Source organism: Congzhengia sp. (genome assembly GCF_037235575.1).
In the GTDB taxonomy this organism is placed as follows: Bacteria; Bacillota; Clostridia; order UBA1381; family UBA9506; genus Congzhengia; species Congzhengia minquanensis.
In genome coordinates this window covers 96719-122457 of record NZ_JAXUNN010000030.1, presented here as the reverse complement: position 1 = coordinate 122457, position 25739 = coordinate 96719, and the positions used below count along the sequence as shown (strand labels likewise).

Below are 25739 nucleotides of genomic sequence, written 5' to 3'. Positions count from 1 at the left end.
AAAAAAAACTATTTTTTTTTCAAAAACAATGGTATAATGAAATACTGGGTGACTATGTATGACCTCAAAAATGATTAAAATTGAATCAACAGCTGATTTTGAAAAGCTGAGTGAGCCTGCAAAGGCACTGGCAGAAGGGAAGCTTGTTGCCTTTCCCACAGAAACGGTTTACGGCCTGGGCGGCAATGCGCTTGATGCACAGACGGTAAAAAAAATTTATGGAGCAAAGGGGCGGCCCTCCGACAACCCCTTAATTGTGCATGTGTCTTCAAAGGAAGATGTGTACAGTTTAGCGGAAACCGTGCCGGAGAATGCAGAAAAAATCCTGGACATACTTTGCCCAGGTCCCATAACGATTATACTAAACAAAAGCAATCTTGTTCCAGATGTGGTCACGGCAGGCGGAAAAACTGTCGCAATCCGCTTCCCTGAAAATGAAATTGCCCGGGAACTCATTAAAAAAAGCGGGGTGCCGGTGGCAGCGCCCTCGGCAAACCTGTCAGGACGGCCCAGCCCGACCACCGCAGCTCATGTGGCGGAGGATTTGTCAGATAAAATTGATTATATTATAGACGGCGGGCCATGCCGCGTGGGGCTTGAGTCCACAGTGATTGATCTAACCATCACCCCGCCGCGGATTTTGCGGCCCGGCGGCGTATCCCAGGAGACGTTAGCGGCCCTTTTGGGAGAGGTTACGGGCTATGCGCCCAGGGACGAGGACACAACGTCTCCCAAAAGTCCCGGAATGAAATATAAGCACTATGCGCCGAAGGCAGAAATGGTTGTGTTTGAAGGCAAAACCTGCCGGGACGCAATCCTGAAGCAGGTAACGGCCTGTAAGGACAAAAAGGTTTGCGTTTTAACTGCCGGACAGACGGATTTGTATGACTGTGATGTGATTGACTGCGGCAAAGAGCCGGTAGAATATGCAAAAGCGTTGTTTGGCGCACTGCGCGAGGCAGACGCCCTTGGGGCGGACGTAATTTTTGCAGAGCTTCCGTTTGCGCCCGGCGGCATTGTAACCGCCTTAAAAAACAGAATTTATAAATCCTGCGGAGGGAATGTGATAACGTGCAAATCGTAGATATGACGGCGGAGCACCTTGCTGATATTTTAACGGTGGAGGCGGAGTCCTTTCCCCACCCATGGACTGAAAAAATGTTTTTAGAAGAACTATCGGGCAAGTTTTCCGTTTACCGCGCTGCGGTGGAAGACGGCCGGGCCGTAGGCTACATGGGCATGTGGCTTTTGGCCGGAGAGGGGCACATAACCAACATTGCCGTGGCAAAGAATTTTCGCTGCCGTGGTTTGGGTTCGGCGCTGATGGACGATTTCATCTCTCTTGCAGAACAACAGTCTTTAACCCTAATGACACTGGAGGTCCGCGAATCGAATACAGGCGCGATTGCGCTGTATGAGAAAAAGGGGTTTGAAGAAGTGGGCCGGAGAAAAAACTATTACGACAACACGGAAGACGCGCTGATTATGACAAAATATTTTTCAATAACAGAGGGAACAAAATGGAGAATTTAATTTTAGCGATTGAATCGTCCTGCGATGAGACCTCCGCTGCTGTGGTAAAAAACGGCAGGCAGGTGCTGTCTAACATCATTTCGTCGCAGATTGACATACACAAAAAATTTGGCGGCGTGGTACCTGAGGTAGCCTCCCGCAACCATGTTTTAAATATATCCACCGTAGTGGCGGAGGCAATGGAAACGGCGGCAGTAAGTTATGATGACCTAAGCGCTGTGGCTGTAACCTACGGGCCGGGCCTTATCGGTGCGCTTTTGGTGGGCGTTTCCTACGCAAAGGCGGTCAGTGCGGCAAAAAATATTCCGCTGATTGCCGTAAACCACATTCATGGGCACATTGCCGCAAACTATATTACGCACCCCGATTTAGAGCCGCCCTTTGTTTGCCTGGTAGCTTCCGGCGGCCACAGCCATATTCTTCATGTTAAAACCTATACGGAATTTGAAATTTTGGGACGCACGCGGGACGACGCGGCAGGCGAGGCATTTGATAAAATCGCCCGGGTCATTGGGCTGGGCTATCCCGGCGGTCCGAAAGTTGAGGCTTTAGCAAAAGAGGGCAGCATAGACACGGTGACATTCCCCCAGGTGGAATTTTCAGACAACCCTTACGATTTCAGTTTCAGCGGGGTGAAAACCTCGGTTATCAACTATCTCCACACGAAAGAACAAAAGCAGGAGGAAGTGAACCGGGCGGACATTGCCGCAGGATTTCAAAAAGCGGTGGTGGAGGCGCTGACAAAGCATACACTGCGTGCCGCAGAGAATATGGGGGCAGACAAGCTTGTTCTGGCCGGCGGCGTCAGCGCAAACGGCGCACTGCGCGCCTCGTTTGAGGCGGCCGCCCGCGATAAACAGTTACAATTATTCTACCCGCAGCCGGTTTTGTGTACGGACAATGCCGCAATGATTGGCTGTGCCGGTTTTTATAAATATAAAAGCAACGACTTTGCCGACAGCTCATTAAACGCTGTAGCGAACTTAAAATTGTAAGTTTTGGCAAGGGAAAGGAAGTGTTTTGTTTGGACGAAAAGGAAAAAAACGAAACCCGCATAGAAGAACTGACAGGCGGCGAACCGTTCCATGCAGACTTAGGACAGACAGAAGAAAATCGTGAAACACCCAGCCCGGGGGAATTAGAAGCCCAGGAAAAGATGGAAAAAATTTTTAAAAGCGTTTCGCAAAACAGGCCGGAACCGGAAACCGCAACTCAGCCAGGGCCGGCTCCGGAAGATGAAGACGAAGCCGAACCTGAAAGCAATCAGGCCGAAATTGAGCTGATGACGGTGAGAAAGCCCACATCTCAGCAGAAAAGGGCCATGGAACGAAAAAGACAGGCGGCAAAGAAACGAAAAAACAAGCGGCTTGCGCTGAAACTATTCTTTGCGGCGCTGATTGTGGCAGTTGTTGTGGCAGGCGGATATTTTTACGCAGACTATATGCCCGGCGGCCAGAACGGCGAAGTGGTGGTTACCATTCCCGAGGGCGCAGGAACCGCACAGATAGCAAAAATTTTAAATAAAAACGGATTGGTAAATTCAAAGGGCTTTTACCGACTAATGTCCAAAGTCCGCGGCGTGGATGGAAAATATAATTTTGGCAAATTTAAGCTAAACAAAAACGCAGGATATGAGGACATTTTTAAGGCTCTGACTCAGTCCGGCGTGAATGTGGATGCGGTGAAGATTACCATTCCGGAGGGGTATGAAATATATAAAATTGCCGACACCCTGGCGGAAAAGGGATTAATCGACAAGGACAAGTTCTACTATTTGGTAGATTACGGCGATTTTGATTATGATTTCGTAAAGGACATTCCGGAGCGGGACAACCGCCTTGAGGGGTATTTGTTCCCCAGCACCTATGAGTTTACAGCAGGGGACGAGTATGGAATTATAAATGAAATGCTGGCCCAGTTCGACAAGGTGTATGAAAAATACAAAGGCCGCGCCAAAGAAATGAATATGACCATGGACGAAGCGGTGACGCTGGCGTCTATCATTGAGCGCGAGGCGCTGGGGGATGAGGATAGGAAGCTGGTTTCAAGCGTGTTCCATAACAGGATGGACAGCTCAAACTACCCTTACTTGCAGTCCTGCGCAACAGTGCAGTATGTTTTAAAGGAGCGCAAGCCTGTGCTTTCGGTTGAGGACACAAAAATTGACAGCCCCTATAACACCTATATTAACAAGGGCCTGCCCATAGGGCCTATTGCATCGCCGGGGGAAAAATCCATTGAGGCGGCGCTGTATCCTGAAGAAACGGATTATTTGTTCTTTGTTTTGGGCAGCGACAACAAACACCATTTTTCAAAGACCTATGAAGAACACATGCAAAATAAAAACGGCTGATAGGCCGCAAATAAAAGACGCCCGCCGAAAATCGGCGGGCGTCTTTTGTTATTTTATTTTTAATGTTACAATTTCAAAGGGTTTCACGTCAAAAGAAACGGTGTTATCCGCTACAGCTAACGTGCCTTGTTCCGTTTCCATTAAATCGCACACAAAAACCTCTGTAGCAGGAAAACCAAAGGTGAGACAAACCGTTTCACGGCGGTTGCCGTGCTCGTAAAGCCGAATGATGATCCCGTCGTCGTCTTCTGCCTTTTTCACCGTTTCAATAATAACATTTTCACTGTTTACGGAAACCAATGAAAATTCCTCCGGCAGACTGCCGTTTTGGGCAGTTATTTCACGGCATACAGGTTTTGCATTGAGTTTGTAGCTCTCCTGCACGGTGCGGCTTTCAGAAAGCGAACAGTTGTGCGGAAGCAGGGAATATGTAAATTCATGGTGCCCCTTGTCCGCCACTGGATTGGGCTCTGTGGGAGAGCGCAGCAGCGTGATGGTGATATCGGAACCGTTGGCGCCGTAGCCATATTTGCAGTCGTTTAAAATGCTGACGCCATAGTTCTCTTCTGAAACGTCCATCCATTTCTGGGCGCATACCTCAAACCGCGCATCGTCCCAGCTGGTGTTGGTGTGGGTGGGGCGCTTCACGCTGCCATACTGAATTTCGTAGGTGGCCTCGTTTGCGTGAAGGTCAAAAGGAAATTCCGCTTTTAACATCATGTGTTCTTCGTTCCAGTCGGCAGAAGTTACAAAATCAATCCGTTCGTCCTCGTTATACAGAAAAATTGTTTGGCAGATGGTGGATTTTCCAAACCGTTTTGTAAATTTTAAACCTGCCCGGGCCCCCTCGCAGACAATTTCCGGCGAAAGCACCTCATCTGCGCCATAGGTTTTGTCTTCATAATATTTGCTGATTTCCCACGCGTCATAGCAGAAGGGGAAATCTTCGTGGAAGTTAAACCGGTTTAGCTTGCAGCCTGCCTTCACCAGCTCCCGTCCGGCGCGTTTGTCAACGAACGAAATAATGTCGCCGCTTTCAAAGGTGATGGTGTAATATTGGTTGCTGATGGAGTTTTCGGAAACGGAAACCGTGCAGGGTTCCTCTTTTGCCGCAACCACTTTCCAGCCGAAAGGCGGAATGTTGTGAACGGTCTGTTGTTTGCCGCCAAGGTCCACCGTGCCGCTGAACGCAAAAGAGTGGGGGTTATATACAAGAATTCCGCTTTTCGTGCTGTTAATGTTCGCACAAAGAGCATCCATGGCAGTGCTAGAGAGGGTTTTCGCCGTGCTTAAAATCGTTTCATACTGTTGTTTCGAGTCCTCATATACCTCTCGAATGGAGGAGCCGGGAATAATATCGTGGAACTGGTTTAAGCAGATGATTTCCCAGGCGTTGTAAATTTCTTTTCCCGGATAAGACGCGCCCGTCAGCTTCATGGCTGTCGCAGCCAGCGCCTCTGTTTGGCGGTATAAAAATTCCGACCGGCGGTTATAGTTTTTGTTGGCCGCCATGGTGGTGTAGGTTCCCCGGTGAAACTCTAAGTATAGCTCGCCGCACCATCTTGGCGTTCTGCCTGTTTCCTCCGCATTTTGATCAAAGCTTTTTTTCACCCTGTCTAAAAACGCTCCGGCGGTGTCGGTTTTGGTTTTGGGAATACCCGGCAGACCAAAGGAAAGCCGCCGCTGATATTCTAACATTTCCCTGGTGGGGCCGCCGCCCCCGTCGCCGTAGCCATAGGTGATGCAGGCTTCGCTACTGTAACCCTTGTGTTCAAAGCGTTTCCAGGTGCCCAGCACCATGGAGGGCGTAATAAAGCCGTTATAGGTAGAATAGTTCTCCGGCTGGCTGTTGACACTTTTTGCGTCCTGCGCCGTAATAAAGTATGTAAAGATTTCCGTTCCGTCAATGCCCTCCCACATAAATGCGTCGTAGGGCATGCGGTTGGTGTCGTTCCAGCTGATTTTTGAGGTGACAAACGTTTCAATGCCGCTTTTTTTCATAATCTGCGGCAGTGCTGCACTGTAGCCGAACACGTCCGGCAGCCAGACGATTTTGCTGTCAACTCCAAATTCCTCTTTCATAAACCGTTTTCCCAAAAGCAGCTGCCGCACCAGGCTTTCACCGCCGGTAATGTTGCAGTCGGCCTCCAGCCACATGCCGCCTTCCGGCTCAAACCGTCCCTCGGCAATGCGTTGTTTCATTTTTTCATAAACCGCCGGCGCATGTTCTTTCACATATTGATAAAGCTGGGGCTGGGAAGACATGAATTTATATTCTGGATATTCCTCCATCAGTTTCAGCACCGTGGCAAAGCTTCTCTGGGCTTTTTCCACCGTTTGCGCCAACTGCCACCGCCATGCCACGTCAATGTGGGTGTGGCCGATGCAGGAGATGGTAACGCTGTCGTCTTTTCCGCAAACGCCGTTATAAAAGGAGTCGGCAAGATAGGCGGACGCCGCCTGAACGCTTTGATAAAACGCCGGCGAAGCAAGGTCGCGCATGTCGAGTTTGCGCGCGGCGTTGTCTAACGCACGCATTATGGTTATGTGGGTCAGACTGTCAACGTCATAAAGTTTTGCAGCCTCAAAGGGCACCTTTATGTCGTAATACAACGCTTCCACCGCGGTGTTTTTTACGATAATTCTGGGAATAAAGCGAACGGTGTCGCCGGAAAGACCTGCATAAAAGTAGCCGTATGCTTCATAGTCTGTGTTGGGGGCAACCTTCACTTCTGTGTGGTTGGTGTCCACCCCCTGAACAATTTCGCCGTTTAAAAACAGAAGCATTTGCGGATTTACCGCGTCCCACTGGCCCTCTCTGCCCGTTTGAAAGGAGAGGTAAACCGCCTCGTCCGGCGAAAGTTCAGGCGTTTTCAGCGAAAAATGGAGCCAGTAGTGACGGTCGTGGCAGACAAATTCCGTATCATCCTCCATCTGCTTCCACTCTGCCCCTTCAGGCGGCAGATTATCTTTCGTGTAACCACTTTCGGTATATGTAACATTTTTAATTTTTTGCGAACTGACAACAAGTTTTTCTTCTAAAACCGAGATGATTTTATTAATTTTTTTCACCAGCAATGCATCTGAAAAATGTTCCATAAACAATCTCCTTTTGTTTTATTCCTCAATGGGGGCGCTGTCTGCTTTTGCCTCATCTGATTCTGTTTCGTCATTATCAAAAAGAATATCGCGGATTTCAGACTCAACTTTATCCCGGACCTCCGGGTTATCCCGCAAATATTTTTTCGCATTTTCCCTGCCCTGGCCGATTCTGTCCTCTCCGTAATTATACCAGGTGCCGCTTTTGGAAATTACGCCGGCGGCCACGCCGATGTCTAGAATACAGCCCTCTTTGGAAATCCCCTCGCCATACATAATGTCGAACTCCGCTTCTTTAAACGGGGGGGCAACCTTGTTTTTCACAACCTTTGCCTTTGTTCTGGCGCCGATCACCTCGGTGCCCTGTTTTATAAGCTCTTGTTTTCTGATGTCGAGCCGAACACTGGCGTAAAATTTCAGCGCCCGTCCGCCGGTGGTCACCTCGGGATTGCCGTAGACCACACCAACTTTTTCGCGCAGCTGGTTAATAAAAATCGCAATGGTGTTAGTGCGGTTGATTACACCTGCCAGCTTGCGGAGAGCCTGGCTCATGAGACGGGCATGAAGACCCACATGGGAATCACCCATTTCGCCTTCAATTTCCGACTTCGGAACCAGCGCGGCAACCGAGTCGATTACAATAACGTCAATGGCGTTGCTTCGCACCAGCATTTCCGCAATTTCTAAAGCCTGTTCTCCCGTGTCCGGCTGAGAAACGATTAGGTCTTCAACATTCACCCCCAGCTTTTGTGCATAAACCGGGTCTAACGCGTGCTCCGCATCTACAAAGGCCACCTCGCCGCCCCGCTTCTGCGCCTCGGCAATCACATGGAGCGCAACGGTGGTTTTACCGGAGGATTCCGGCCCGTAAATCTCCACAATTCTGCCCTTTGGCAGGCCGCCGATTCCTAAGGCAATGTCTAAGCTTAACGCCCCTGTGGGCAGCGACTCAACATTTAAATGCTGTTTGTCGCCCAGTTTCATCACCGCGCCTTTGCCATAGCTTTTTTCAATTTGCAAAAGCGCCATTTCAATGGCTTCTTTCTTATCTTTTGAAATTCCAATTTCTTTGCTTTGCGTTGTTTTTGCCAATTGATATTCCTCCTTAAAGAACATTTGTTCGATATTCATTATAACCGTTTCTTTTTCCTTTGTCAAGACGAAATATTCAGTCTTTTTCTCAGTTCGTCAAAGGCGTTCAGCACCGTCATGAAACGGACGCGATCCCTGTTTCCTTTCAGCTGGCATTTTCTTACGCTGGTTTCGCCGTCTACGCAAACGCCAATGTAAACCAGTCCCACAGGTTTGTCTTTTGTTCCTCCGCCGGGGCCGGCAATTCCGGTGGCAGAAATGCCGATGTTAGCATTGGTTTTGTTGCATACGCCCTCTGCCATTGCCCTTGCGGTTTCCACGCTTACGGCTCCGAAAGATTTTAAAATCTTACCGGGCACGCCCAGATTTTTTTCCTTCGCGGCGTTGCTGTAGGTTACAAACCCCTCGCAAAAAATGTCCGACACGCCGGGAATGTCGCCAATGGCGGCGGCAATCATACCTACCGTGCAAGATTCCGCCGTGGCAACGGTGAGGCGGTTGTCAATCAAATATTGCACAACCTTTGTTTTTAAATCTGTTTCGCCTGTGCCGTAGACAAAATCGCCGAACCGGGAGCGGATTTCCTCTGCCGCCGGCGCAATGAGCCCGGCGCAGGCCGCTTCGCTTTCCGCCCTGGCCGTGATGCGCAGGGTTACGTCGCCGTTTTTCACATAAGGGGCAACGGTGGGATTGTCACTGGCGGCTAAATCGCGCACCGTTTCACCCACCTGCGCCTCGCCAATGCCAAACAGCCGAATGGTTTCAGAAACAATCACACAATTTGTTTTTTGTTTTAGCACCGGCAGACAAAAGTTTAAAAACATGGGCTCCAGTTCCGCCGGCGGGCCGGGCAGCAAAATCAGCATTTTTTCGTCTTTTTCCATTACAATGCCGGGAGCGGTTCCGTTGTCGTTGGTTAAAATGTACGCGTCCTCCGGCACATATGCCTGCTTTTTGTTGGTTTCCGGTGCATTTTTTGAAATGCGCGACAAAATTTTATCATAAATTTCCTGATGAAAAATTAAATTTTGTCCGAAAACCTCAGCCGCTGTTTCTTTGGTAATGTCGTCGTCAGTCGGCCCCAATCCGCCGGACAAAATCACGATGTCTGCCCGTTTCAGGGCGGCGTTGAGCGCATCTTTTAACCGCCCGGCGTTGTCGCCCACCACGGTCTGCGCATATACGCCAATTCCCAGCTGTGCCAGTTCCTTTGACAAAAACTGGGCGTTTGTGTTTAAAATGTCTCCTAACAGGAGCTCTGTTCCCACTGCAATAATTTCTGCCGTCATGATTTCACCTGCATATTCTAAAAGGATAATAAACCGGACCGGCACACGAAAAAGCCGGTCCGGTATGTATTAAATATTGATGTTTCTGGGGTTATATTTTTTCATATTTAAAAGAAGCTTTTCCGGCGGCTGAAAATAAAGGTCTGTTTTTTCGCCGCGGTCTGAAAACGTAACCACATATTTTCCCGGGCGTTTTTCGTCATAAACGGCGTCAACCACCTTATTCTGCGAGTCGCGTTTTTCCTTTACAGGGCCCATATACTCAATTTTTCTGCAGGGCACGGATATCAGCTTTGCCCGGCGGGCGCGGCCCTTAATTACGTCAATGTCTAAAACGCCGTTGGTAAAAATATATTCATATTCCAGTGAAAAATTGCGCCCGAAAATAACCGTTCCGTAAATCGCCGCCGCTACCAAAATGGGCATGGCGGAAATGAACGCCCGCTTTACAAACAGGCTGAAATAAATAATGGCAAAGCACACCGCTGCGCAGGCCAGAATCAGTCCGGCACGCTTTAAATTGTCAGACATGCTTTTCTTTTTCACCAAATATTCGCAAAACAAATCCATTTATCGTTTGCCGCCTTTCTATGTACCTTAAAATGCATACAATGCTTCTTCTGTAATAATAACGTTAAGAGGAATATCTGTAGGTTCTTCTTGAAAGTCTGTTTTCAGCAGACCATAAAACAGCCCGCAGGTAACCGCGCCTGTGCGGAGCAGAAACCGGTCGTAATACCCCCCGCCGTAGCCAAGCCTGTGCCCGCGGCTGTTAAAGCCGCAGCCGGGCACAAGAACTAAATCAATTTGTTCCGGCGGAACAAACGCTGTTTCAAAAGGCTCTAAAATGCCCATTTTTGACGGCTTCAGCTCCGCAAACGAACGGAATAAATAAGCGTCCATTTGCCCTTCGCCCCGGCACACCGGTGCGCAGACGGTTTTTCCCCCGGCAAGCATGATGGCAGCTAGGTTCAAGGTGTCCGGCTCACCGTTGTAGGAAAGATAGGTCATTACCGTTTTTGCATTTTTGTAAAACGGCTGGGCAAAAAGCGTTTGGCAAATGGCCTTATCGAAAGCAGCTTTGTTTTCTATCAGCGCACGCTTTTTCAGGTTTTCCTCCCGAAGCTGCTGTTTTGTCATATCGTTTCCCCCGGCAGAACGGAAAAAATTTCGCCTCCCGTGCATTTTCCGGTGGTTTCGTCCACGGTGAACACTGCCCCGTCAATTCTTGCGGGAGAATCCGCCAGCTCAAACCGCCTGGGTATGCAGCCAACAAACCGGTCAATCACAATTTCCTTATCCACCCCTAAACAGGAGTGGTGCGGGCCGGACATGCCAATGTCGGTGATATATCCCGTACCCCTTGGCAGCACCTGAATGTCAGAGGTCTGCACATGGGTGTGGGTTCCAAACACTACGCTGGCCTTCCCGTCTAAATAAAAACCCATGGCCCGCTTTTCGCTGGTGGCCTCTGCATGAAAGTCGACAATTTTAATGTCCGCTTTCATTTCTGACAGCGCTTTGTTCAGCGCCCTGAACGGACAGTCCACATTTTCTAAATAGATTCTGCCCAGCGCGTTAAAAACGCCAATCCGAACACCGTTTTTTTCTACTGTGCAAAAGCCGCGCCCCACAGTTTCAGGGGGATAGTTAATTGGCCGGATAATGTTTTGGTTGTGCTGCAAAAGTGCCGGCGCGTCCTTTTGGCGAAAGGTGTGGTTGCCCAGGGTTAAAACGTCTGCCCCGGCGTGAAGCAGCATTTCGGCCTTTCTTCTGGAAATACCGTTGGCGCTGCAGGCGTTTTCTCCGTTTACAACGCAAAAATCTGCCGCATATTTTCCCTTAATTTCGCCCAAACGCTCACAGACGGCTGCTGTTCCGCTGTCGCCCACCACGTCGCCGATTGTTAAAATTTTCATGAAACGAACTCCTAATTTCTTGTAAATTTGGAAAGGGCGGCCGCTTCTTCCTTCAAGACGGTGCAGAATGTGTCGATGTCCTGCTCGGTGCTGAATGCGCCTGTGCTCACCCGAATGGTTTCTTCAATCCTTTTTTTATCATACCCCATTGCCGCCAAAACATGCGACGGCGCCGGCCTGTTAGAGGAGCAGGCTGAGCCGGCGGAAATGCATATCCCGTGGGCCTCCAATGCGTGCAGCAGCACCTCTGCCCGCACATTGTTCACACGGAGGCTGATGATATGAGGCGCATAGTTTCCCTCTGCATTGTTCACAAAAAACGCCGTATTATCAGTAAGATTTGCAATTAGCCTGTCTTTTAAACGTGCAAGGTGTTCTCTTTTTTCTTTTGCATTTTGCGCGGTCAGCTCCAGCGCTTTGGCGAACCCGCAAATGCCGGGGGTGTTCAGCGTGCCGGACCTTAAGTCCATCTGCTGGTGCCCGCCCAATATCATGGGCTTAACGTGCACCCGTCTGGAAAAATAAAAACCGCCCACGCCCTTGGGGCCGTTAATTTTATGCCCGCTGAAAGACAGCATGTCCACACCGAGCTTGTCAACGTTAATATCCGCGTTCCCAAAGGCCTGCACACAGTCCGTATGAAAAAGAATATCAGAGTTTGCTTGTTTTATTTTTTTTGCAATTTCTGAAATTGGCTGAATGGCGCCGGTTTCATTATTTACATACATAACGGAAACAAGTTTTGTGTTTTCCCGAATGGCGCTGGCTACCTCGTTTGGATGAACAAAACCGTTTTCGTCCGTTCCAACGTAGGTGACTTCCGCACCCAGCCCCTCCAGAAAGCGAACCGGCTCTAAAACCGACGGGTGTTCAATCTTTGTGGTGATGATGTGCGGTCTGCGCTTTATGGCGTTTTGAAGCGTTCCGAAAAAGACTAAGTTGTTGCTCTCGGTCCCTCCCGAAGTGAACAAAAAGGTGCCGTCCTTTGCACCGACAGCTTCCATAGCGGTTTTGGCCGCCGCGTTGATTTTCTTTTCAGCAAGGTATCCTGCGGTGTGCATGGAGGAGGGATTGGCAAAAAATTCCCTGTTTATTGCTTCTGTTTCGTGTATCACTTCGTCAAAGGGCCGCGTGGTGGCCGCATTGTCCAAATAAATCATTCGTTTCACCTAATGTTAATTTCTGATTTTTTCAACTCTTGCGCCGACATATTTCCACAGATACTGAATCATAACAATTTTTACCGGAATCATCACAAGCGCATTAATGCTTCGGCCGGTCAGTACAACCGGGAACGTCATACTGGTATAAATATAATACCACAGCGCGCCTAGAAATGCGTCAATTACAATTGCCTGCAGAATGACACATGCCGCAATGTTTTTGCAGCTTTTTTCCCGGCCGTACAGAAACAGCCCGTAGGTAACGCCGTAAAGCGCGGCGGAAAGCCCAAACCCGGGCCAATAGCCTGCGCCCTGGATTACCGCGCCTAAAACGTCTGCAACCAAGGCACTGATGGTGCCGACAACCGGGCCATACAGCATGGAGCCAAAGGCAATGGGAAGAAACCCAAATCCAATGCGCACGGGCCCGACTGTAACTGACAAAAACCGTGTAATGACAATGTTTAACGCAACCAGCGCAGCTGCACCTGCCAAAGTGCTTACCGTAAAATGCTTTTTCATTTGGCTGAACCTCCTTTTCACATAAAATTTTTCGCTGCAAAAAAAGAGGCGAAACGCCAAAATTTTTATATTGCAGCAGCGGAATGCGGAAAAGACACCGCAAGCAATTTCTTTGTTGCTTTTCGTGCAGGCGACAACTTCCCGTTCGCCCGCCACTTAACGCGTCAGTTCCTACTCTGCTTTTTTGTAATTTCTTATTGCAAAAAACTACATACCTTATTATAATATATTTAATAAGGGTTTGTCTATAGAAAAAAATAAAAAAATCCGTTGTTTCATAAATAAACGTTGTAATTTTGCACAAATTATATGTTTTCTTTTTGGCAGATTGTTACAGATATAAAATTTAATAATTTTTTTTCAAAAAACAGTAGATTTTTTGTGAAACTTATGTTAAAATAGATGTAGTTATAAACAAAAGGATGTTTATTTTACAATTTTGGTTTGTTGTAAAGGAGGAGACGTATGACAAACTTACTAAAGAAAGCTCTTTCCGTGTGCATGGCGGCTACAATGCTGGTTACAGCATCCTGCATAACAGTTTTGGCGGATGACACACAAGACATTGCACCGGCAGCGGATGAAGTGAAAAACGAAGCAAAAGTGAAATTCACCATTGGCGAACCGGATGAAAACGGTATTTTTACAGCAAAGCTGTCTTTACATAATGTAACCTTTCTTGGTATGCAGTTCGGCATCACTTTTAATAAAGATGTAATTGTAGCTGTCAACGAAGAAGGGGTTCCTGCTAACGATTTGGATAGTGCAACGACATTTTATCCATTCAATTTCAATGGTTCAAATGTGACATTTAATACAGTTAATGATGTATTATCAAATGAAAAGGGCTTAATCCAGGTAGCATCAGTTATGATTCAGACACAGGGAACGCAATTAACTGTTGGTGATGAAGGCTTCGTTGCATATGAATTTTTGTTTAAAGTCATAGGAGAAGGTGAATATGGATTCGATTTAGCGGATTATCCGTATGCAAATTATGAAAAGGAAGCATTAGTTTCCGGTGCAGAAGGCGGCGTTCCGTTCCAATTTGAATTTGTATATCCGGAAAAAATGCCAGACAAAGACAACAATGAACATAATTATAATTTTGGTTCAGACCGATCTGAAAATGACGATACGCCCACACCAGACGCATCAAAAGATGAACAAAAGAAAGCAAGATTAAAGGATACTGCGGTTCTTCAAATCAATAATTACGCAGTTTCTGTAGAAGGCGTTATTAAATGGGTTGACAAAGATAATAAGAATGTGGTACCATATATAGAGAATGATAGAACAATGGTTCCCTTAAGATTTATCAGCGAAACCTTTGGTGCAGATATTGAGTGGATTCCTGAAACAAGAACAATTGAAATTGTGCTTGAGGATACAAAAATTACGATGCAGCTTGATAACAGAGATTATCAAATCAACGGTGAAGTCAAGGCAATGGATACTGCTCCGGTTATTCGGGAGGACAGAACATTCGTTCCTATCCGGTTTGTATCAGAAGCGTTGGAAAAAGCGGTATATTGGAACGGCAACACAGGCGTTGTTGTCGTTGCACCGCTGGACAATCCGTGGGACGATACGGACAGCCTTTCTCAGGAGCTTATGACACAGACACTTCTGGCACTGAAATGGCTTGGCGATGAGGCGTATTCCCATTTGAAAAACTAACTGGTTCATTATTAAAGCAAAAATATAAATTTATTTATTTAAAAATGAAAGGGGAAAACGAAAATGAAAAAAATGATTAGCTTTATTTTAGCCGCAGCTATGTCGGCTATGGTAGCAGTACCTGCGTTTGCTGCAGCGCCTGAAGCAGACACAGTAAGGGATGGAGAAAATGTTAACACATGGACAACATCCGGTCAAAGTGATAATTTTAAAGACAAAATGATGACTATGATTGCTTATGCTCCTAACGGTGAGGGAGAAATTACTGTTGACAGCATTCAGTACATTGACCAGACCACGGCAGATGCTTCTGGAGCATATTCATTTGACAGCTACATACCAAAAGATTTACCAACGGCAGGTGAATATACCGTAATAGTTGGCAGCGAGGTTCTGGACAATGCGATTGATGCTGGTAAAATTGAACAAATTAAAGTAACAGATGTTGCTGTAACAGGTACAATTACAACGCAAAGTAATGCTGCTAAAGCAACAATTGACTTCTGCGCAGCAGGTACAACAACACCTGTTGTTTCTGCAAAAACAACAGACGGCGCTTTTTCAGCCAATGTTGCTCCTGGAACATATGATGTAATTATCTCTCGCCCAGGTTATTTAAAGTATACGATTACTGGTGTTGTAATTGAAGATGCGTTAAGCCTTAAAGGCGTAAAACTTCTGCCTGGTGATATTGATGCAAATAATCTTGTAAACACAGACGACCTTACACCGATTATTAGCGGATTTGCTCAGAAAACAGGCGATGCGGGATATAATGTAATTTTAGACCTTGATGCAAATAACATTATTAACACAGACGATCTCGCACCTACAATCAGTAGCTTTGGTCAGAGATCAACTGTTATTGATTTTGCTGATTTCAACAAATAAGATTTAAAGTTTTTAAATTAATAAGCTGGCCTTAATTGTTAGGCCAGCTTATTTTTTATTTTAATATGTAATACAATCCATTGACAAACACCGATGAATATAGTATTATAATAATGATAAGTTGTGTGTTATTCTAAACAGGAGAAATTATTTATCATGAATTTAAATTTAGAAATCGTTCCTTATATTAACTATATTTTTGCGGTAATTTTTATTTTATGCGTTGGATATCAGTTCATTTACATCTTTGTCCCCTTTATGAAAGGCGGCAGAAAGCTTAAGACAAAGAAAATGTATCATTATGCCGTGCTGATTCCTGCCCGCAACGAAGAAAAGGTTATTCCGCATTTGATTGCCAGTATTAAGGGACAAACCTACCCGTCTGACATGATTGACATTTTTGTAATTGCCGACAACTGCACGGACAACACGGCGAAAGCCGCAATGGAGGCCGGAGCTTTCTGCGTTTATCAGCGGGAAAACAAAGAATTGGTGGGGAAAGGCTATGCCCTTGATTTTGCATTGGCCAAAATCCGTGAGGATTATCCCGACAATGACTATGCTGGTTATTTTGTTTTTGATGCGGATAATCTTTTAGATGAACGCTATATTGAAGAAATGAACAAAATGTTTTCCAATGGAAAACGCATCATCACTAGTTACCGCAACACAAAAAATTATGGAACCAGCTGGGTTTCAGCCGGATGCTCTTTGTGGTATCTGCGCGAATCCAGATTTTTAAACCACCCCCGCACACTTTTAAATACCAGCTGTGCTATCTCCGGTACGGGTTTTTTGGTGCACCGTGAGGTTTTGGAAAAGGTTGGGGGCTGGAAGTTTTTCTTATTAACAGAAGACATTGAATTTACCCTGCACCATGTGTTGGAGGGCGAATGTATTTCCTATTGCGACAAAGCAGTTCTTTATGATGAACAGCCGGTGAAATTCAAGCAGTCTTGGCGTCAGCGAATGCGTTGGACAAAGGGTTCCATGCAGGTTACGCAGAAATATTTTTTCAAAATGGTAAAAGGTATTTTTACCGGCAAGGGCTTTGCATGCTTTGACCTGGCTGTTGCAACAATGATTCCGCTTATTCTAACAGTTTTGGCATTTGCGGTTTATGTGGTATTTATTACGCTGGGCCTGATTTTCAGACTGAATGTTGACGTAATTCTACGTTCGCTTTTGGAAACCTTTGTTAACTCCTATTTTATGCTTTTGGGAATTGGCGCGGTTACAACCATCAGCGAGTGGACAAAAATTTTTGCTCCAATGCGGAAAAAGATTTTATATACGTTTACATTCCCGTTTTTTATGCTGACGTATATCCCGATTACAATTGTCGCACTGTTCACGAAAAATGTTTCTTGGAAACCGATTTACCATTTAGAAGCAAAATCGTTAAATGATGTAAGATAAATAATGATTTATTCTTAGATACAAAAGGAGACGAGAAAATGAAGAAATCAAAATCTATGTTGTGTTTGTTGCTTTCCTTGTTGATGATTTTTTCCTTATGCAGTGTGGTATCTGCTGAGGAAGTTGAAGCCAACCAGTGGGAGGCAACCCAAAAGGTAGTTGTCAGAGGGAAGTTGTCGGCAAACAATGCCGGCGAAGAAGTGACGCTTATGCTTTTTAAAAACGGAGAGGACTCTGTGTCGCAATCCTCCATTGGCTATATCGGCCAGCAGACGATTGCAGAAGACGGTTCTTACGCATTTTCGTTTAAATTTCAGGGAGACGCATCGCAGTATACGGCAAGACTGAACATGAACGGTAAAAATGTTGATAAGTCCATTACCTCGGCAACCGTGGAAAGCGAAATTATTAGCGCCACGGTTTCGGCTAAGTATAACTTTTCAACGGTAGACATTGCGGTTGAAATGGAAAACTATTTTGGTTTGGCAGACAAGCCGTATGTGATTATTGCCGCGGCTTACAGCGAAGCGGGAGTGCTTATCTCCACCGAATCGGTTCAATCCGGTGTGATTGCAAACGGAGTATCCTCTGAAGATGCGCAAATTAATATTCCCGAAAATGCCGCAAAGGTAAAAATATTTGTGTGGAGCGATTTTGCACGTGCGCTGCCATATGGAGACCTGGCAACGGTGTCTGTTGCAGGAAACGAGCCGGCTGCAGTGCATTTTATTGGCGACAGCCGCGGCATGACACATGCCGAAGAGGACAGTTTCCCGGTTCAGGGCTGGAGCTATTTTTTAGATGAAATATTTAACAGTAACATTACAGTGTATGATCATTCTGCAGAAGGCGCAACTGCTGCAAGCTTTATTTCCTCCGAGAAATGGGATGCTGTAAAAGCAGAACTTGCAGAGGGCGACTATGTTGTGGTTGCACTTGGATATGAAGATGCAACGAGCGACACGCCGGTGATTGAAATGGAAACGGCGCTTGAAACTTTACAGTCAGATGCAGAGGCAAAAGGTGCCGAAGTAATCTTTACAACACCTGTACCCACAGCGGGAACCGCTGATGAGAACAGTAATCTGACAGTTTACAGCGAAGCCATTCAATCGGTTGCAGAAAAAACACATGCGGTTTGTGTTGATGTGAATGGTCTGGTGAAAAAACAGTTCAGCAACCCGGAATTGGGATATCAGCCCTATGATTTATATTATATTTCACCGGCGGCCAAAACCCATTATACACAGTTTAAAGGGTTGTCGGCAAAGGCAGAGGCGCTGCTTTCTGCGGGCGACACTGCTATTTTGAATGAACGCGGTGCAAAGCTTGTTGCAGATAAATTTGCCCAGGGGCTTGCGTCCTGTACAACATCGTTAACCGGTTATTTAGTCGATTTCACAGATGCCAAAGCAAAGCCGGTTCGTTACCGCGAAATTCCACAGCTTTCTTACACAGATTCGAAAGGATCTAAAATTAAGGCGGTATTATTTTACGGAATGCCATATCATGGCTCTGAGTCTGAAGTATTTGCGTATGTTGGCGTTCCTGCCGGTGCGTCAGAGACGAACCCTGTGCCATCTATGGTGCTTGTTCACGGTGCTGCCGGCCACGCCTATAAAGATTGGGTTGAGCTTTGGTGCAGCAAGGGCTATGCGGCAATCTCTTTCTATTGGAGAGAGCCAAGCTCCAGTTATGACCATAAGCTTGCGGACGGGGTTACACCAGTGGACTATTACGCAGGCCCCAGAAGGTCGGATATCAGCACATCTGTTTTAACCGGCGACAAGGCAGACCACTTCATGGTGCATGCAACGTCTGATATTTCCCTTGCATATAACTTAATCAACTCCCTGCCTGAAGTGAAAAAGGGCGAAACGGGAATTACAGGCATATCTTGGGGCGGCATTATCTCCAGCCGCGGCATTGGCGAGGACACGCGGTTTAAGTTTGCAATGCCTGTTTATGGGTGCGGCAACTTAACGCTCTCTACTGGATCTATCCATCCGGACAGCATTTACGACGGGAAATATACCTTTGCAAACACAGTGAAAGCCGGTATGCCGGTATTCTGGATTAACGGTTCCAATGACACGTTCTTCTCGCTGCACGCCACATCACAGTGCTCATATGAAACGCTGTCACAGTTATGTATTAAGAACAACAATGGGTCCCACTCACAGCAGCATGGTTCGGGATCGACTGGAGATATTCCTGAGCTGTTCGCATATGCCGACTACATGCTCAAGGACGGTACGGCCCTGCCGACTGTCAGCAAGATTACCATGAACGGCCGTGCGGCAAGCTTCTCATATGAGTCGCCGATTTCCATCACGTCGGTAAAACTGTGGTATAATACTACTGGGATTGTATATGGGAATGGAATTGGCAAGCCGGGCACAACAGCTTGGACGTCTGTAAATATAACGCAGACAGCAGATGGCAATATTACTTATACTGTGCCGGACGATGCGGTTGGCATTTATTTTGAAGTGAAAGACGCAAACGGTCTTTGCAGAACAACGGACTATATTGAATTGAAAAAATAAAAACAAAAAATGCAGTTTTGAACGATAAAAGGCTATGCAATGTGTGCATAGCCTTTTTTGTTGCTGTTTCCTATTGTGATACGATAACATCTGTTTGGGAGCGGCATTTTATTCTTCCAGCAACTCGTCACATGAGGTTTTGAAGGTTTCAGCAAGCGCCTTCAGTTCAATGTCCGTTACAAACCGCTCTCCGCTTTCAATCCTCTGAACAGCGTTTTTATCTACATCAATCCCTTTCATCTGCAAACATTCGGCAAGAATTCGCTGTGACATTTTTGGGGTATGCTGCTTTCGTAATACGTATATTTTTTCGCCGCAAATGTTGTTTTTTCCCTTCGATGATTTATTTTTAAACATAAACTGCCTCCTTTTGACATTTAGTGCTTGACAAAAATATCTTAACATGATATGATATAGATAATGACATTCACTAAATGTCAAATGATGAATGAGGTGTATATTATGGATCAACAAAAAGTCGATATGTTTATTATGACCAATCAGAAATTTTTTCCTGCAGAAAAAATTATGTATTTAAAAGACAAATTAAGAACAATGGATGAAGAAAAATTTTCATTGATTTCCACCATTGATTTTAAAGACCCTACCACCATCCTTCTTGTATCCATATTTTTAGGGAGCCTTGGGATTGACAGATTTATGATTGGGGATACCGGCATGGGAATTTTAAAATTATTAACGCTTGGTGTTTGTGGAATTTTGACAATTGTAGACTGGTTTTCTATTTCAAAAAAAGTAAAAGATTTAAATTTTAATAATGTTATGTCACTTATTTAATAAACAGAATATTACCGTTGTCCTGCCAGCATTAAAACAATGTTTATTAATCTTGTTATTAATGGGCTTATGCATATGGTTTCAGTTTCCATGTATTTTTTATAAAATTACTGCAATTCCCTGCCCAACCTGCAAGATGACACGCGCGTTATTATCTTTATTAAAGGGTGATATCCGTGCATATGCCACGTATAATGTAATGGCGCTTCCGGTTGCCATTGCGTTTGTAGGACAGATATGGAATACATGTTATGGGAAATATAAAAAATGTTTTCATTATTATACGATTATTATTTTGACCATAAATTTATTTTATTATTTTGCCAGACTATTAAATATATGAAAAGGCGAACCGTATTATCGGAATTAATTCCGATAATACGGTTCGCCTTTGTTCATTATAAAATTTTTAAACCGTTCTTCGTTTGCCTGTTACGGAATCCAACGTGATTTTATACACCGTTAAAATGTTTGTGACAGACTGATCAAAAGGAAATCCTTCATAGCCACAGTGAGCAAGAAGAAGCCTGAGCCCGTGCATCATTTCGTCTCCATAAACCTTTTCCGCCGTGCCATAGCCAATGATGCTCTCGTAGACGGTGGTAACGCTTCGCTCTGTTTCAGCAAAGCCGTGGCAAATGTCTGCTTCCACACAGACCTTGTTGCTTTGTGCAATCAGGTCATGCTTTTTCCCCTCCTGTGCGCCGTGTATGTAAATGACAATTTTTCCGTTCGCCGTTTCATGCCCGAAGGACAGCGGAACAACATAGGGGTATTCCTGCCCGAAAAGTCCTAATCGAATGGTGTCGCACCGGTTTAAAACGTCTGTAATTTCTTCAAATGATTGAATTTCCCGTTGGCTTTTTCGCATGTTTACTCTCTCCTTTTTATAAATCTTCCACAATGACACCTAACAGCCGCGCCAAGTCTACCGCCTGAGCCGCATTTACCTTTGCGCCTTGCAGTTCAAAAGGAGGGCTTGATAAAACCGGCCCGGCAAACTCATTTTTTGCAAAGTCAATTCCTGCAAGGGGCGTTTTAAAAAAATTTATTTTAATCAGCCTGGAGTTTTGAAATTCCGTCTGTTTTAAACTGGATTCGGCAAAAGAGCTTTCCGTTAAGTCTGTTTCGCGAAACAAAACGTTGGTCAGCTTCGTGCCGCCAAAATCTGCAAACTGAATGCTAGACTGTAAAGCTGCAACATGCTTTAAAACAGAACCGTGAAAGTTGGTGCCAATGCATTTGCAGAACTGAAACTGGCACCGTTCGAAATAGGCGTCTTGCAAATTGCTGTTTGAAAAATTACAGTTTTGAAATTTGCAGTCGTAAAAGCTTGTCTTCTCAAAGATGCAGCGTTCAAAGGTACAACGTTCAAAAACGGCGCCGCTAACCTCTAATTTAAAAAAGTCTTGTTCATTCTCTGTTTGATCCGCCACATAAATTCCGGTGATCGGGGATTCCTCTGTCATGCAGCTTGCTGCGGCAGACGCAAAATCTGTAAGCTCTTGTAAAGCCAATGGAACTTTTGGGTTTAAAATGTTCATTGCTCCCTCCAAAGCGTTTATTTTATAACAAACCGCCACAGCTTGTTTCGGTATTCCGCGGTGGCATAATCTATTCCAATGCGTTTTGTTGCTTTGAACTTCGGCTTTGCGCCGTCGTCTTCAATCCAAATGCGGTTTGAGCTTAAGAAGCTTACACCATTCAGCGAACGGTCGATTTTCATTGCCCTTGTAAGCCTGCCCGGCCCGTTAAAGCCTTCAACGGCGCGAATTAAAACCGCCTGGGGGAAATCACGCGGTCCTGTAACCACGTTTAAAAGATTATGGATGCCGTAGCACAAGTAAATATAGGCGATGCCGCCTTCTTCATACAGGACGTTTGTCCGTTTGGTTCTGCCGCTCCTGGCGTGGCAAGCCGTATCAGATTCGCCGAAATAAGCTTCAGTTTCTGTAATGCGCCCGAACGTCACGCGGCCCTCTTCTGTTTGATGATATAGCACCTTTCCCAACAGCGCAGGTGCGGCAGTCAGCGCCGTCTGCAAATAAAAATCCTTTAACAGTTTCATTTTTTCACCACTTTATCTGTGTCTGGTTAAAATATTTATCAGCCACAAGCGTTCCCCTTTGTTTAGCACAAGAAATATTCCCAAAAAAAACGAAACAATGGATACAGCGAGGAACATGATAATAAAATTCATCCAGCCGGTTATGTAAAACAGTTGTTTTATGGCGAAAAACAAAACCGTCATGGTAACAATCAGCAACACAGTTTTAAAAATTGGTTTATAAAATGTGCTCTTTGCAAGCTTTAAACACTTTGCCGCAGCTTGGGGCAGGAAGAACACAGACATTAACACATTATACAGCACGCTCGTTCCCACAATGATGAACATGCGGGTGGTCCTATCCTGCACCACAGCCATAGAGATGAAAACGGTGATAATGGAAAGGGCAGCAGTAATGAAAAGCCCCAGAGCAGAAGTTTTTACGCGGTTGGTTACGGTGAAGACATTCCAAAGATTTTGCGTGGAAAGGGAAAACACAAACGCCGCGCCGGAGACAGCGGAAAGAAGCCACAACAGGTTTGCGTCTTCCGTGGGCGTCCAGAGCCTGTAAAATGCGTCGCCGAAAACCCCCAGAATGACAATGGGAATTGCGGCGAGAATTCCAAGCAGTTTAATGGAGAAAACACCGTTTTCTGCAATTTTTTTCATATCGCCCTTTGCATATTCTTCCGTAATCCGCGGTAAAAATACGCTGGATAGAATAACAAAAACAGAAAAACATGTGTTGGGCATGGCCTTGGAAACAGACACCACGCCCATTTCCGACTTTCCTACAAACAGATTCACCAGCACCAGGTCTAATCCGGTGGATAAAATAGTTGCGATTTTTGTCAGGCAGTTCCAGCTTCCCGAGGCAAACAGGGTTTTTACTGCGCCTTTGTCAAAATATTTTTTTGAAACTGTAAGATTTGGAAGATATTTTTTTGTATAATAAAAATTGGTGATGAACACGTATAGCGTTAAAATACAATAAGAAACGCCGACATAATAGACCTTTGGCGGAAAGAGTGCATAGCACGCCACCAAAAACAGCGCCCTTAACCCAACAGATTCCGCACTGCGAAAGGATTCTTTGTCAATTCTGTTTTTCGCAAACAGGGCAACAGAAAAAGAGGAGCTTTGAACGCTGATTAAAAAGTTTATGAACACAAAAGACCACAGCAGCCGCACGTCTGTTAAAATCTCTTTCGAGATGTGCAATAGCTTGTCCAGAAAAATAACAACACCGCCAAAGGGCAGGAGCAAAATCAGGCACATGAGAAAATTGACAATCATAACAGAGGAAAAGTATTGGTTCGCTTTTTCTTCGTCCCCCTTGTGCAGACTGATGGCAATAAACCGCAGGGCCATGGAGTTTAGGGCCACCGTGGCAATTCTTGCGCAGTCTACAAAATCGTTGGCCAGGCCTACGAAGCCATATGCCTCGCTGCCCACATGCTGAATGATGTAGGGCGTAAGAAAAAAGCTTATCAGCAGGTTTAATCCCAGACTGAAAGCTTTGGCGGCCATATTTTTTGCAAAGCGTTTGCTCTCTCCCACAATTCGCGCCCCTTTCCTATATTATAACTATATCAAATTTTATTTCATTCGTCAAGTGTTATAGAAATTGAATAAAATGATGGGCTAAATATATGTTAAATTTGTGCAATAAGTCAAAATTGATGTCTTTTTTTAAATTACTCTTGACTTTATTGCGCTAAAGTGGTAAAGTAATAGGTGTTGAGATTAAATTTATGCAAGGAGAATGTAAAATGAAATTAAAAAAATTAGTAGCACTTACGTTATCAGTACTTATGGCAGGTGCATTATTCGCCGGCTGTGGGGCAAAACCGGCAAACGCGCCAGCGTCTTCTGCTCCCTCCGGAGAATCTGACCTTAGCTATATCACAGATAAGGGCAAAATGATTATTGGTATTACCGATTATGAGCCTATGGACTATAGAGACGCCAACGGCGAGTGGACCGGGTTTGACGCTGAATTTGCAAAGGCTGTTTGTGAAAAGCTGGGCGTTGAGCCGGAATTTATTGAAATTGACTGGGACAACAAAGCCCTGGAGCTGGACGCGAAGTCAATCGACTGCGTATGGAACGGCATGACACTGACAGAAGAAGTTGAGAAGGCAATGGAATGCACAGACGCATATGTTGAAAATTCACAGGTTGTTGTAATGGCAAAGGACAAGGTTGATTCGTTTCAAGATGCTGACAGCATGAAAGAACTGAAATTTGTTGCAGAAGCTGGCTCTGCCGGCGAGAAGGCAATTAAAGAAGCTGGGCTTGACGCGGCTTATACAGCTGTCGGAACACAGACCGACGCTTTAATGGAAGTTGCTTCCGGTTCCTCCGATGCCTGCGTAATCGACATTACTATGGCAAATGCAATGACAGGAGAAGGCACAAGCTATGCAAACTTAAAAGGCGGCATTGCCCTGACAACAGAAGAATATGTTATCGGCTTTAGAAAAGGCTCAGACGCTGCGAAGAAAGTAAACGAGCTGATGGCTGAAATGAAGGCAGACGGTACATTGGAAGCTTTGGCTTCAAAATATGAGCTGACGCTTGCAAAATAAGCAGTTACAGAATTTGCAGAGCAGACAGTGTTTTGTCTGCTCTGCTTTTATCATTTTTTAAAATGAGGGAATAAACTTATGTTTTTAACGGTTACCATGTCCCTTTTAGAGGGATTTTCCACGACGTTTAAAATCTTTTTTTTAACGCTTGTTTTTGCGCTGCCGCTGGGACTCATTATCAGCTTTGGTTCCATGAGCAAAATCAGGCCCATTAAATGGCTTGTTAAAACCTTTGTTTGGATCATTCGCGGCACGCCGCTGATGCTTCAGCTTATTGTGATTTATTACGGCCCGGGCATGATTGGAAACTGGGCTCAGGGTTTGGACTACTCCAATTTTTTGGTGGAGTTCATTGCCTCATGGAAGGTTTTCGACCGATTCGTGGCGGTTATGATTGCGTTCGTTATCAACTATGCCTGTTATTTTTCTGAGATTTACCGGGGCGGAATTGAGTCGATTGCGAAGGGCCAGTATGAAGCGGGCCAGGTTTTGGGCATGACAAAACCGCAGATTTTTTTCCGCGTGGTGCTGTTTCAGGTAATCAAGCGGATTGTGCCGCCCATGAGCAACGAAATTATTACCCTGGTGAAGGATACCTCTTTAGCAAGAATTATTGCGGTGTATGAAATTATCTGGTCGGCACAGGTTTACATAAAGTCGGCAGGCCTTTTGTGGCCCCTGTTTTACACAGGCGCATTTTATTTGCTGTTCTGCGGCCTGCTCACCATTTTGTTTGGCAAGCTGGAAAAGAAACTGGATTATTACAAGGGTTAAAAGTCGGAGGAATGTTTGGC

General features: G+C 45.5%; 24 protein-coding genes and 1 riboswitch. Of the genes, 11 read left to right on the top strand and 13 right to left on the bottom strand.

Annotation, left to right across the window (positions count from 1 at the left end):
* Window positions 1-58: 58 nt before the first annotated feature.
* From WIG73_RS06590 to mltG, 4 genes are read left to right on the top strand one after another with little or no spacing between them, the layout of a single operon-like run.
* Complete coding sequence (locus tag WIG73_RS06590; RefSeq protein ID WP_337399797.1) at window positions 59-1084, top strand: L-threonylcarbamoyladenylate synthase; 1026 nt, start codon at window positions 59-61, stop codon at window positions 1082-1084.
* Window positions 1072-1533: a ribosomal protein S18-alanine N-acetyltransferase gene (rimI, locus tag WIG73_RS06585; RefSeq protein ID WP_249313488.1), complete on the top strand. Its 462-nt coding sequence runs from the start codon at window positions 1072-1074 to the stop codon at window positions 1531-1533. Before WIG73_RS06590 ends, rimI begins: the two co-directional genes overlap by 13 nt.
* Window positions 1521-2528: a tRNA (adenosine(37)-N6)-threonylcarbamoyltransferase complex transferase subunit TsaD gene (tsaD, locus tag WIG73_RS06580; RefSeq protein WP_337399795.1), complete on the top strand. Its 1008-nt coding sequence runs from the start codon at window positions 1521-1523 to the stop codon at window positions 2526-2528. The genes rimI and tsaD overlap by 13 nt, the downstream gene beginning before the upstream one ends.
* 29 nt (window positions 2529-2557) lie before the next feature.
* On the top strand, window positions 2558-3886 hold the full coding sequence (gene mltG, locus WIG73_RS06575; protein WP_337399794.1) for an endolytic transglycosylase MltG: 1329 nt from the start codon (window positions 2558-2560) through the stop codon (window positions 3884-3886).
* Between the two features lie 48 nt (window positions 3887-3934).
* Here mltG and WIG73_RS06570 read toward each other — a convergent pair whose 3' ends face one another.
* The 8 genes from WIG73_RS06570 to WIG73_RS06535 form a co-directional block, all read right to left on the bottom strand.
* The gene (locus WIG73_RS06570; RefSeq protein ID WP_337399793.1) at window positions 3935-6985 is read right to left on the bottom strand and encodes a glycoside hydrolase family 38 C-terminal domain-containing protein; all 3051 of its coding nucleotides are present in this window, start codon (window positions 6983-6985) and stop codon (window positions 3935-3937) included.
* Window positions 6986-7003: 18 nt separating this feature from the next.
* On the bottom strand, window positions 7004-8077 hold the full coding sequence (recA, locus tag WIG73_RS06565; protein WP_283245457.1) for a recombinase RecA: 1074 nt from the start codon (window positions 8075-8077) through the stop codon (window positions 7004-7006).
* A 62-nt stretch (window positions 8078-8139) separates the two neighbouring features.
* Window positions 8140-9366 carry a competence/damage-inducible protein A gene (locus tag WIG73_RS06560; protein WP_337399791.1) on the bottom strand — a complete coding sequence of 409 codons (1227 nt, stop codon included), beginning with the start codon at window positions 9364-9366 and terminating at the stop codon, window positions 8140-8142.
* A 69-nt stretch (window positions 9367-9435) separates the two neighbouring features.
* Window positions 9436-9936: a DUF6106 family protein gene (locus tag WIG73_RS06555; RefSeq protein ID WP_249313493.1), complete on the bottom strand. Its 501-nt coding sequence runs from the start codon at window positions 9934-9936 to the stop codon at window positions 9436-9438.
* Between the two features lie 27 nt (window positions 9937-9963).
* Complete coding sequence (locus WIG73_RS06550) at window positions 9964-10506, bottom strand: 5-formyltetrahydrofolate cyclo-ligase (RefSeq protein ID WP_337399790.1); 543 nt, start codon at window positions 10504-10506, stop codon at window positions 9964-9966.
* Window positions 10503-11285 carry a TIGR00282 family metallophosphoesterase gene (locus WIG73_RS06545; RefSeq protein ID WP_337399789.1) on the bottom strand — a complete coding sequence of 261 codons (783 nt, stop codon included), beginning with the start codon at window positions 11283-11285 and terminating at the stop codon, window positions 10503-10505. The genes WIG73_RS06550 and WIG73_RS06545 overlap by 4 nt, the downstream gene beginning before the upstream one ends.
* 11 nt (window positions 11286-11296) lie before the next feature.
* Window positions 11297-12445 (bottom strand): cysteine desulfurase family protein, encoded by a 1149-nt coding sequence (locus WIG73_RS06540; RefSeq protein ID WP_337399788.1) that lies wholly within the window; start codon window positions 12443-12445, stop codon window positions 11297-11299.
* 15 nt (window positions 12446-12460) lie between these two features.
* Window positions 12461-12970 carry a folate family ECF transporter S component gene (locus tag WIG73_RS06535; RefSeq protein ID WP_337399787.1) on the bottom strand — a complete coding sequence of 170 codons (510 nt, stop codon included), beginning with the start codon at window positions 12968-12970 and terminating at the stop codon, window positions 12461-12463.
* Window positions 12971-13044: 74 nt separating this feature from the next.
* Window positions 13045-13151: riboswitch (THF riboswitch) on the bottom strand.
* Between the two features lie 284 nt (window positions 13152-13435).
* On the opposite strand from WIG73_RS06535, the gene WIG73_RS06530 reads away from it, so the two are divergent.
* The 4 genes from WIG73_RS06530 to WIG73_RS06515 all read left to right on the top strand — a co-directional run bounded on the left by WIG73_RS06530 (window position 13436) and on the right by WIG73_RS06515 (window position 19509).
* On the top strand, window positions 13436-14650 hold the full coding sequence (locus tag WIG73_RS06530; protein WP_337399786.1) for a copper amine oxidase N-terminal domain-containing protein: 1215 nt from the start codon (window positions 13436-13438) through the stop codon (window positions 14648-14650).
* A 63-nt stretch (window positions 14651-14713) separates the two neighbouring features.
* Window positions 14714-15541 carry a carboxypeptidase-like regulatory domain-containing protein gene (locus tag WIG73_RS06525; RefSeq protein WP_337399785.1) on the top strand — a complete coding sequence of 276 codons (828 nt, stop codon included), beginning with the start codon at window positions 14714-14716 and terminating at the stop codon, window positions 15539-15541.
* A 156-nt stretch (window positions 15542-15697) separates the two neighbouring features.
* A complete protein-coding gene (locus WIG73_RS06520) occupies window positions 15698-16960 on the top strand; it encodes a glycosyltransferase (RefSeq protein ID WP_177679037.1) in 1263 nt (420 codons plus the stop codon).
* 38 nt (window positions 16961-16998) lie between these two features.
* Complete coding sequence (locus WIG73_RS06515) at window positions 16999-19509, top strand: GDSL-type esterase/lipase family protein (RefSeq protein WP_337399784.1); 2511 nt, start codon at window positions 16999-17001, stop codon at window positions 19507-19509.
* 108 nt (window positions 19510-19617) lie between these two features.
* On the opposite strand, the gene WIG73_RS06510 is transcribed toward WIG73_RS06515, so the two are convergent.
* On the bottom strand, window positions 19618-19866 hold the full coding sequence (locus WIG73_RS06510) for a helix-turn-helix transcriptional regulator (RefSeq protein ID WP_177679033.1): 249 nt from the start codon (window positions 19864-19866) through the stop codon (window positions 19618-19620).
* A 105-nt stretch (window positions 19867-19971) separates the two neighbouring features.
* On the opposite strand from WIG73_RS06510, the gene WIG73_RS06505 reads away from it, so the two are divergent.
* Window positions 19972-20307, top strand: a complete 336-nt coding sequence (locus WIG73_RS06505) for a TM2 domain-containing protein (RefSeq protein WP_249313502.1) — start codon at window positions 19972-19974, stop codon at window positions 20305-20307.
* A gap of 409 nt (window positions 20308-20716) precedes the next feature.
* Here WIG73_RS06505 and WIG73_RS06500 read toward each other — a convergent pair whose 3' ends face one another.
* The 4 genes from WIG73_RS06500 to WIG73_RS06485 are packed head-to-tail and all read right to left on the bottom strand — an operon-like array spanning window position 20717 to window position 23914.
* The gene (locus tag WIG73_RS06500; protein WP_337399783.1) at window positions 20717-21178 is read right to left on the bottom strand and encodes a pyridoxamine 5'-phosphate oxidase family protein; all 462 of its coding nucleotides are present in this window, start codon (window positions 21176-21178) and stop codon (window positions 20717-20719) included.
* 16 nt (window positions 21179-21194) lie between these two features.
* A complete protein-coding gene (locus WIG73_RS06495) occupies window positions 21195-21851 on the bottom strand; it encodes a pentapeptide repeat-containing protein (protein ID WP_337399782.1) in 657 nt (218 codons plus the stop codon).
* A 17-nt stretch (window positions 21852-21868) separates the two neighbouring features.
* Window positions 21869-22375 (bottom strand): DNA-3-methyladenine glycosylase, encoded by a 507-nt coding sequence (locus WIG73_RS06490; RefSeq protein WP_337399781.1) that lies wholly within the window; start codon window positions 22373-22375, stop codon window positions 21869-21871.
* Window positions 22376-22387: 12 nt separating this feature from the next.
* Entirely contained in the window at window positions 22388-23914 is a 1527-nt protein-coding gene (locus tag WIG73_RS06485) for a lipopolysaccharide biosynthesis protein (protein ID WP_337399780.1), read from the bottom strand.
* A 212-nt stretch (window positions 23915-24126) separates the two neighbouring features.
* Between WIG73_RS06485 and WIG73_RS06480 the strand changes: the two genes are divergently transcribed.
* Window positions 24127-24945 carry a transporter substrate-binding domain-containing protein gene (locus tag WIG73_RS06480; RefSeq protein WP_337399779.1) on the top strand — a complete coding sequence of 273 codons (819 nt, stop codon included), beginning with the start codon at window positions 24127-24129 and terminating at the stop codon, window positions 24943-24945.
* A 78-nt stretch (window positions 24946-25023) separates the two neighbouring features.
* On the top strand, window positions 25024-25719 hold the full coding sequence (locus WIG73_RS06475) for an amino acid ABC transporter permease (protein WP_177680188.1): 696 nt from the start codon (window positions 25024-25026) through the stop codon (window positions 25717-25719).
* Window positions 25720-25739: the final 20 nt, after the last annotated feature.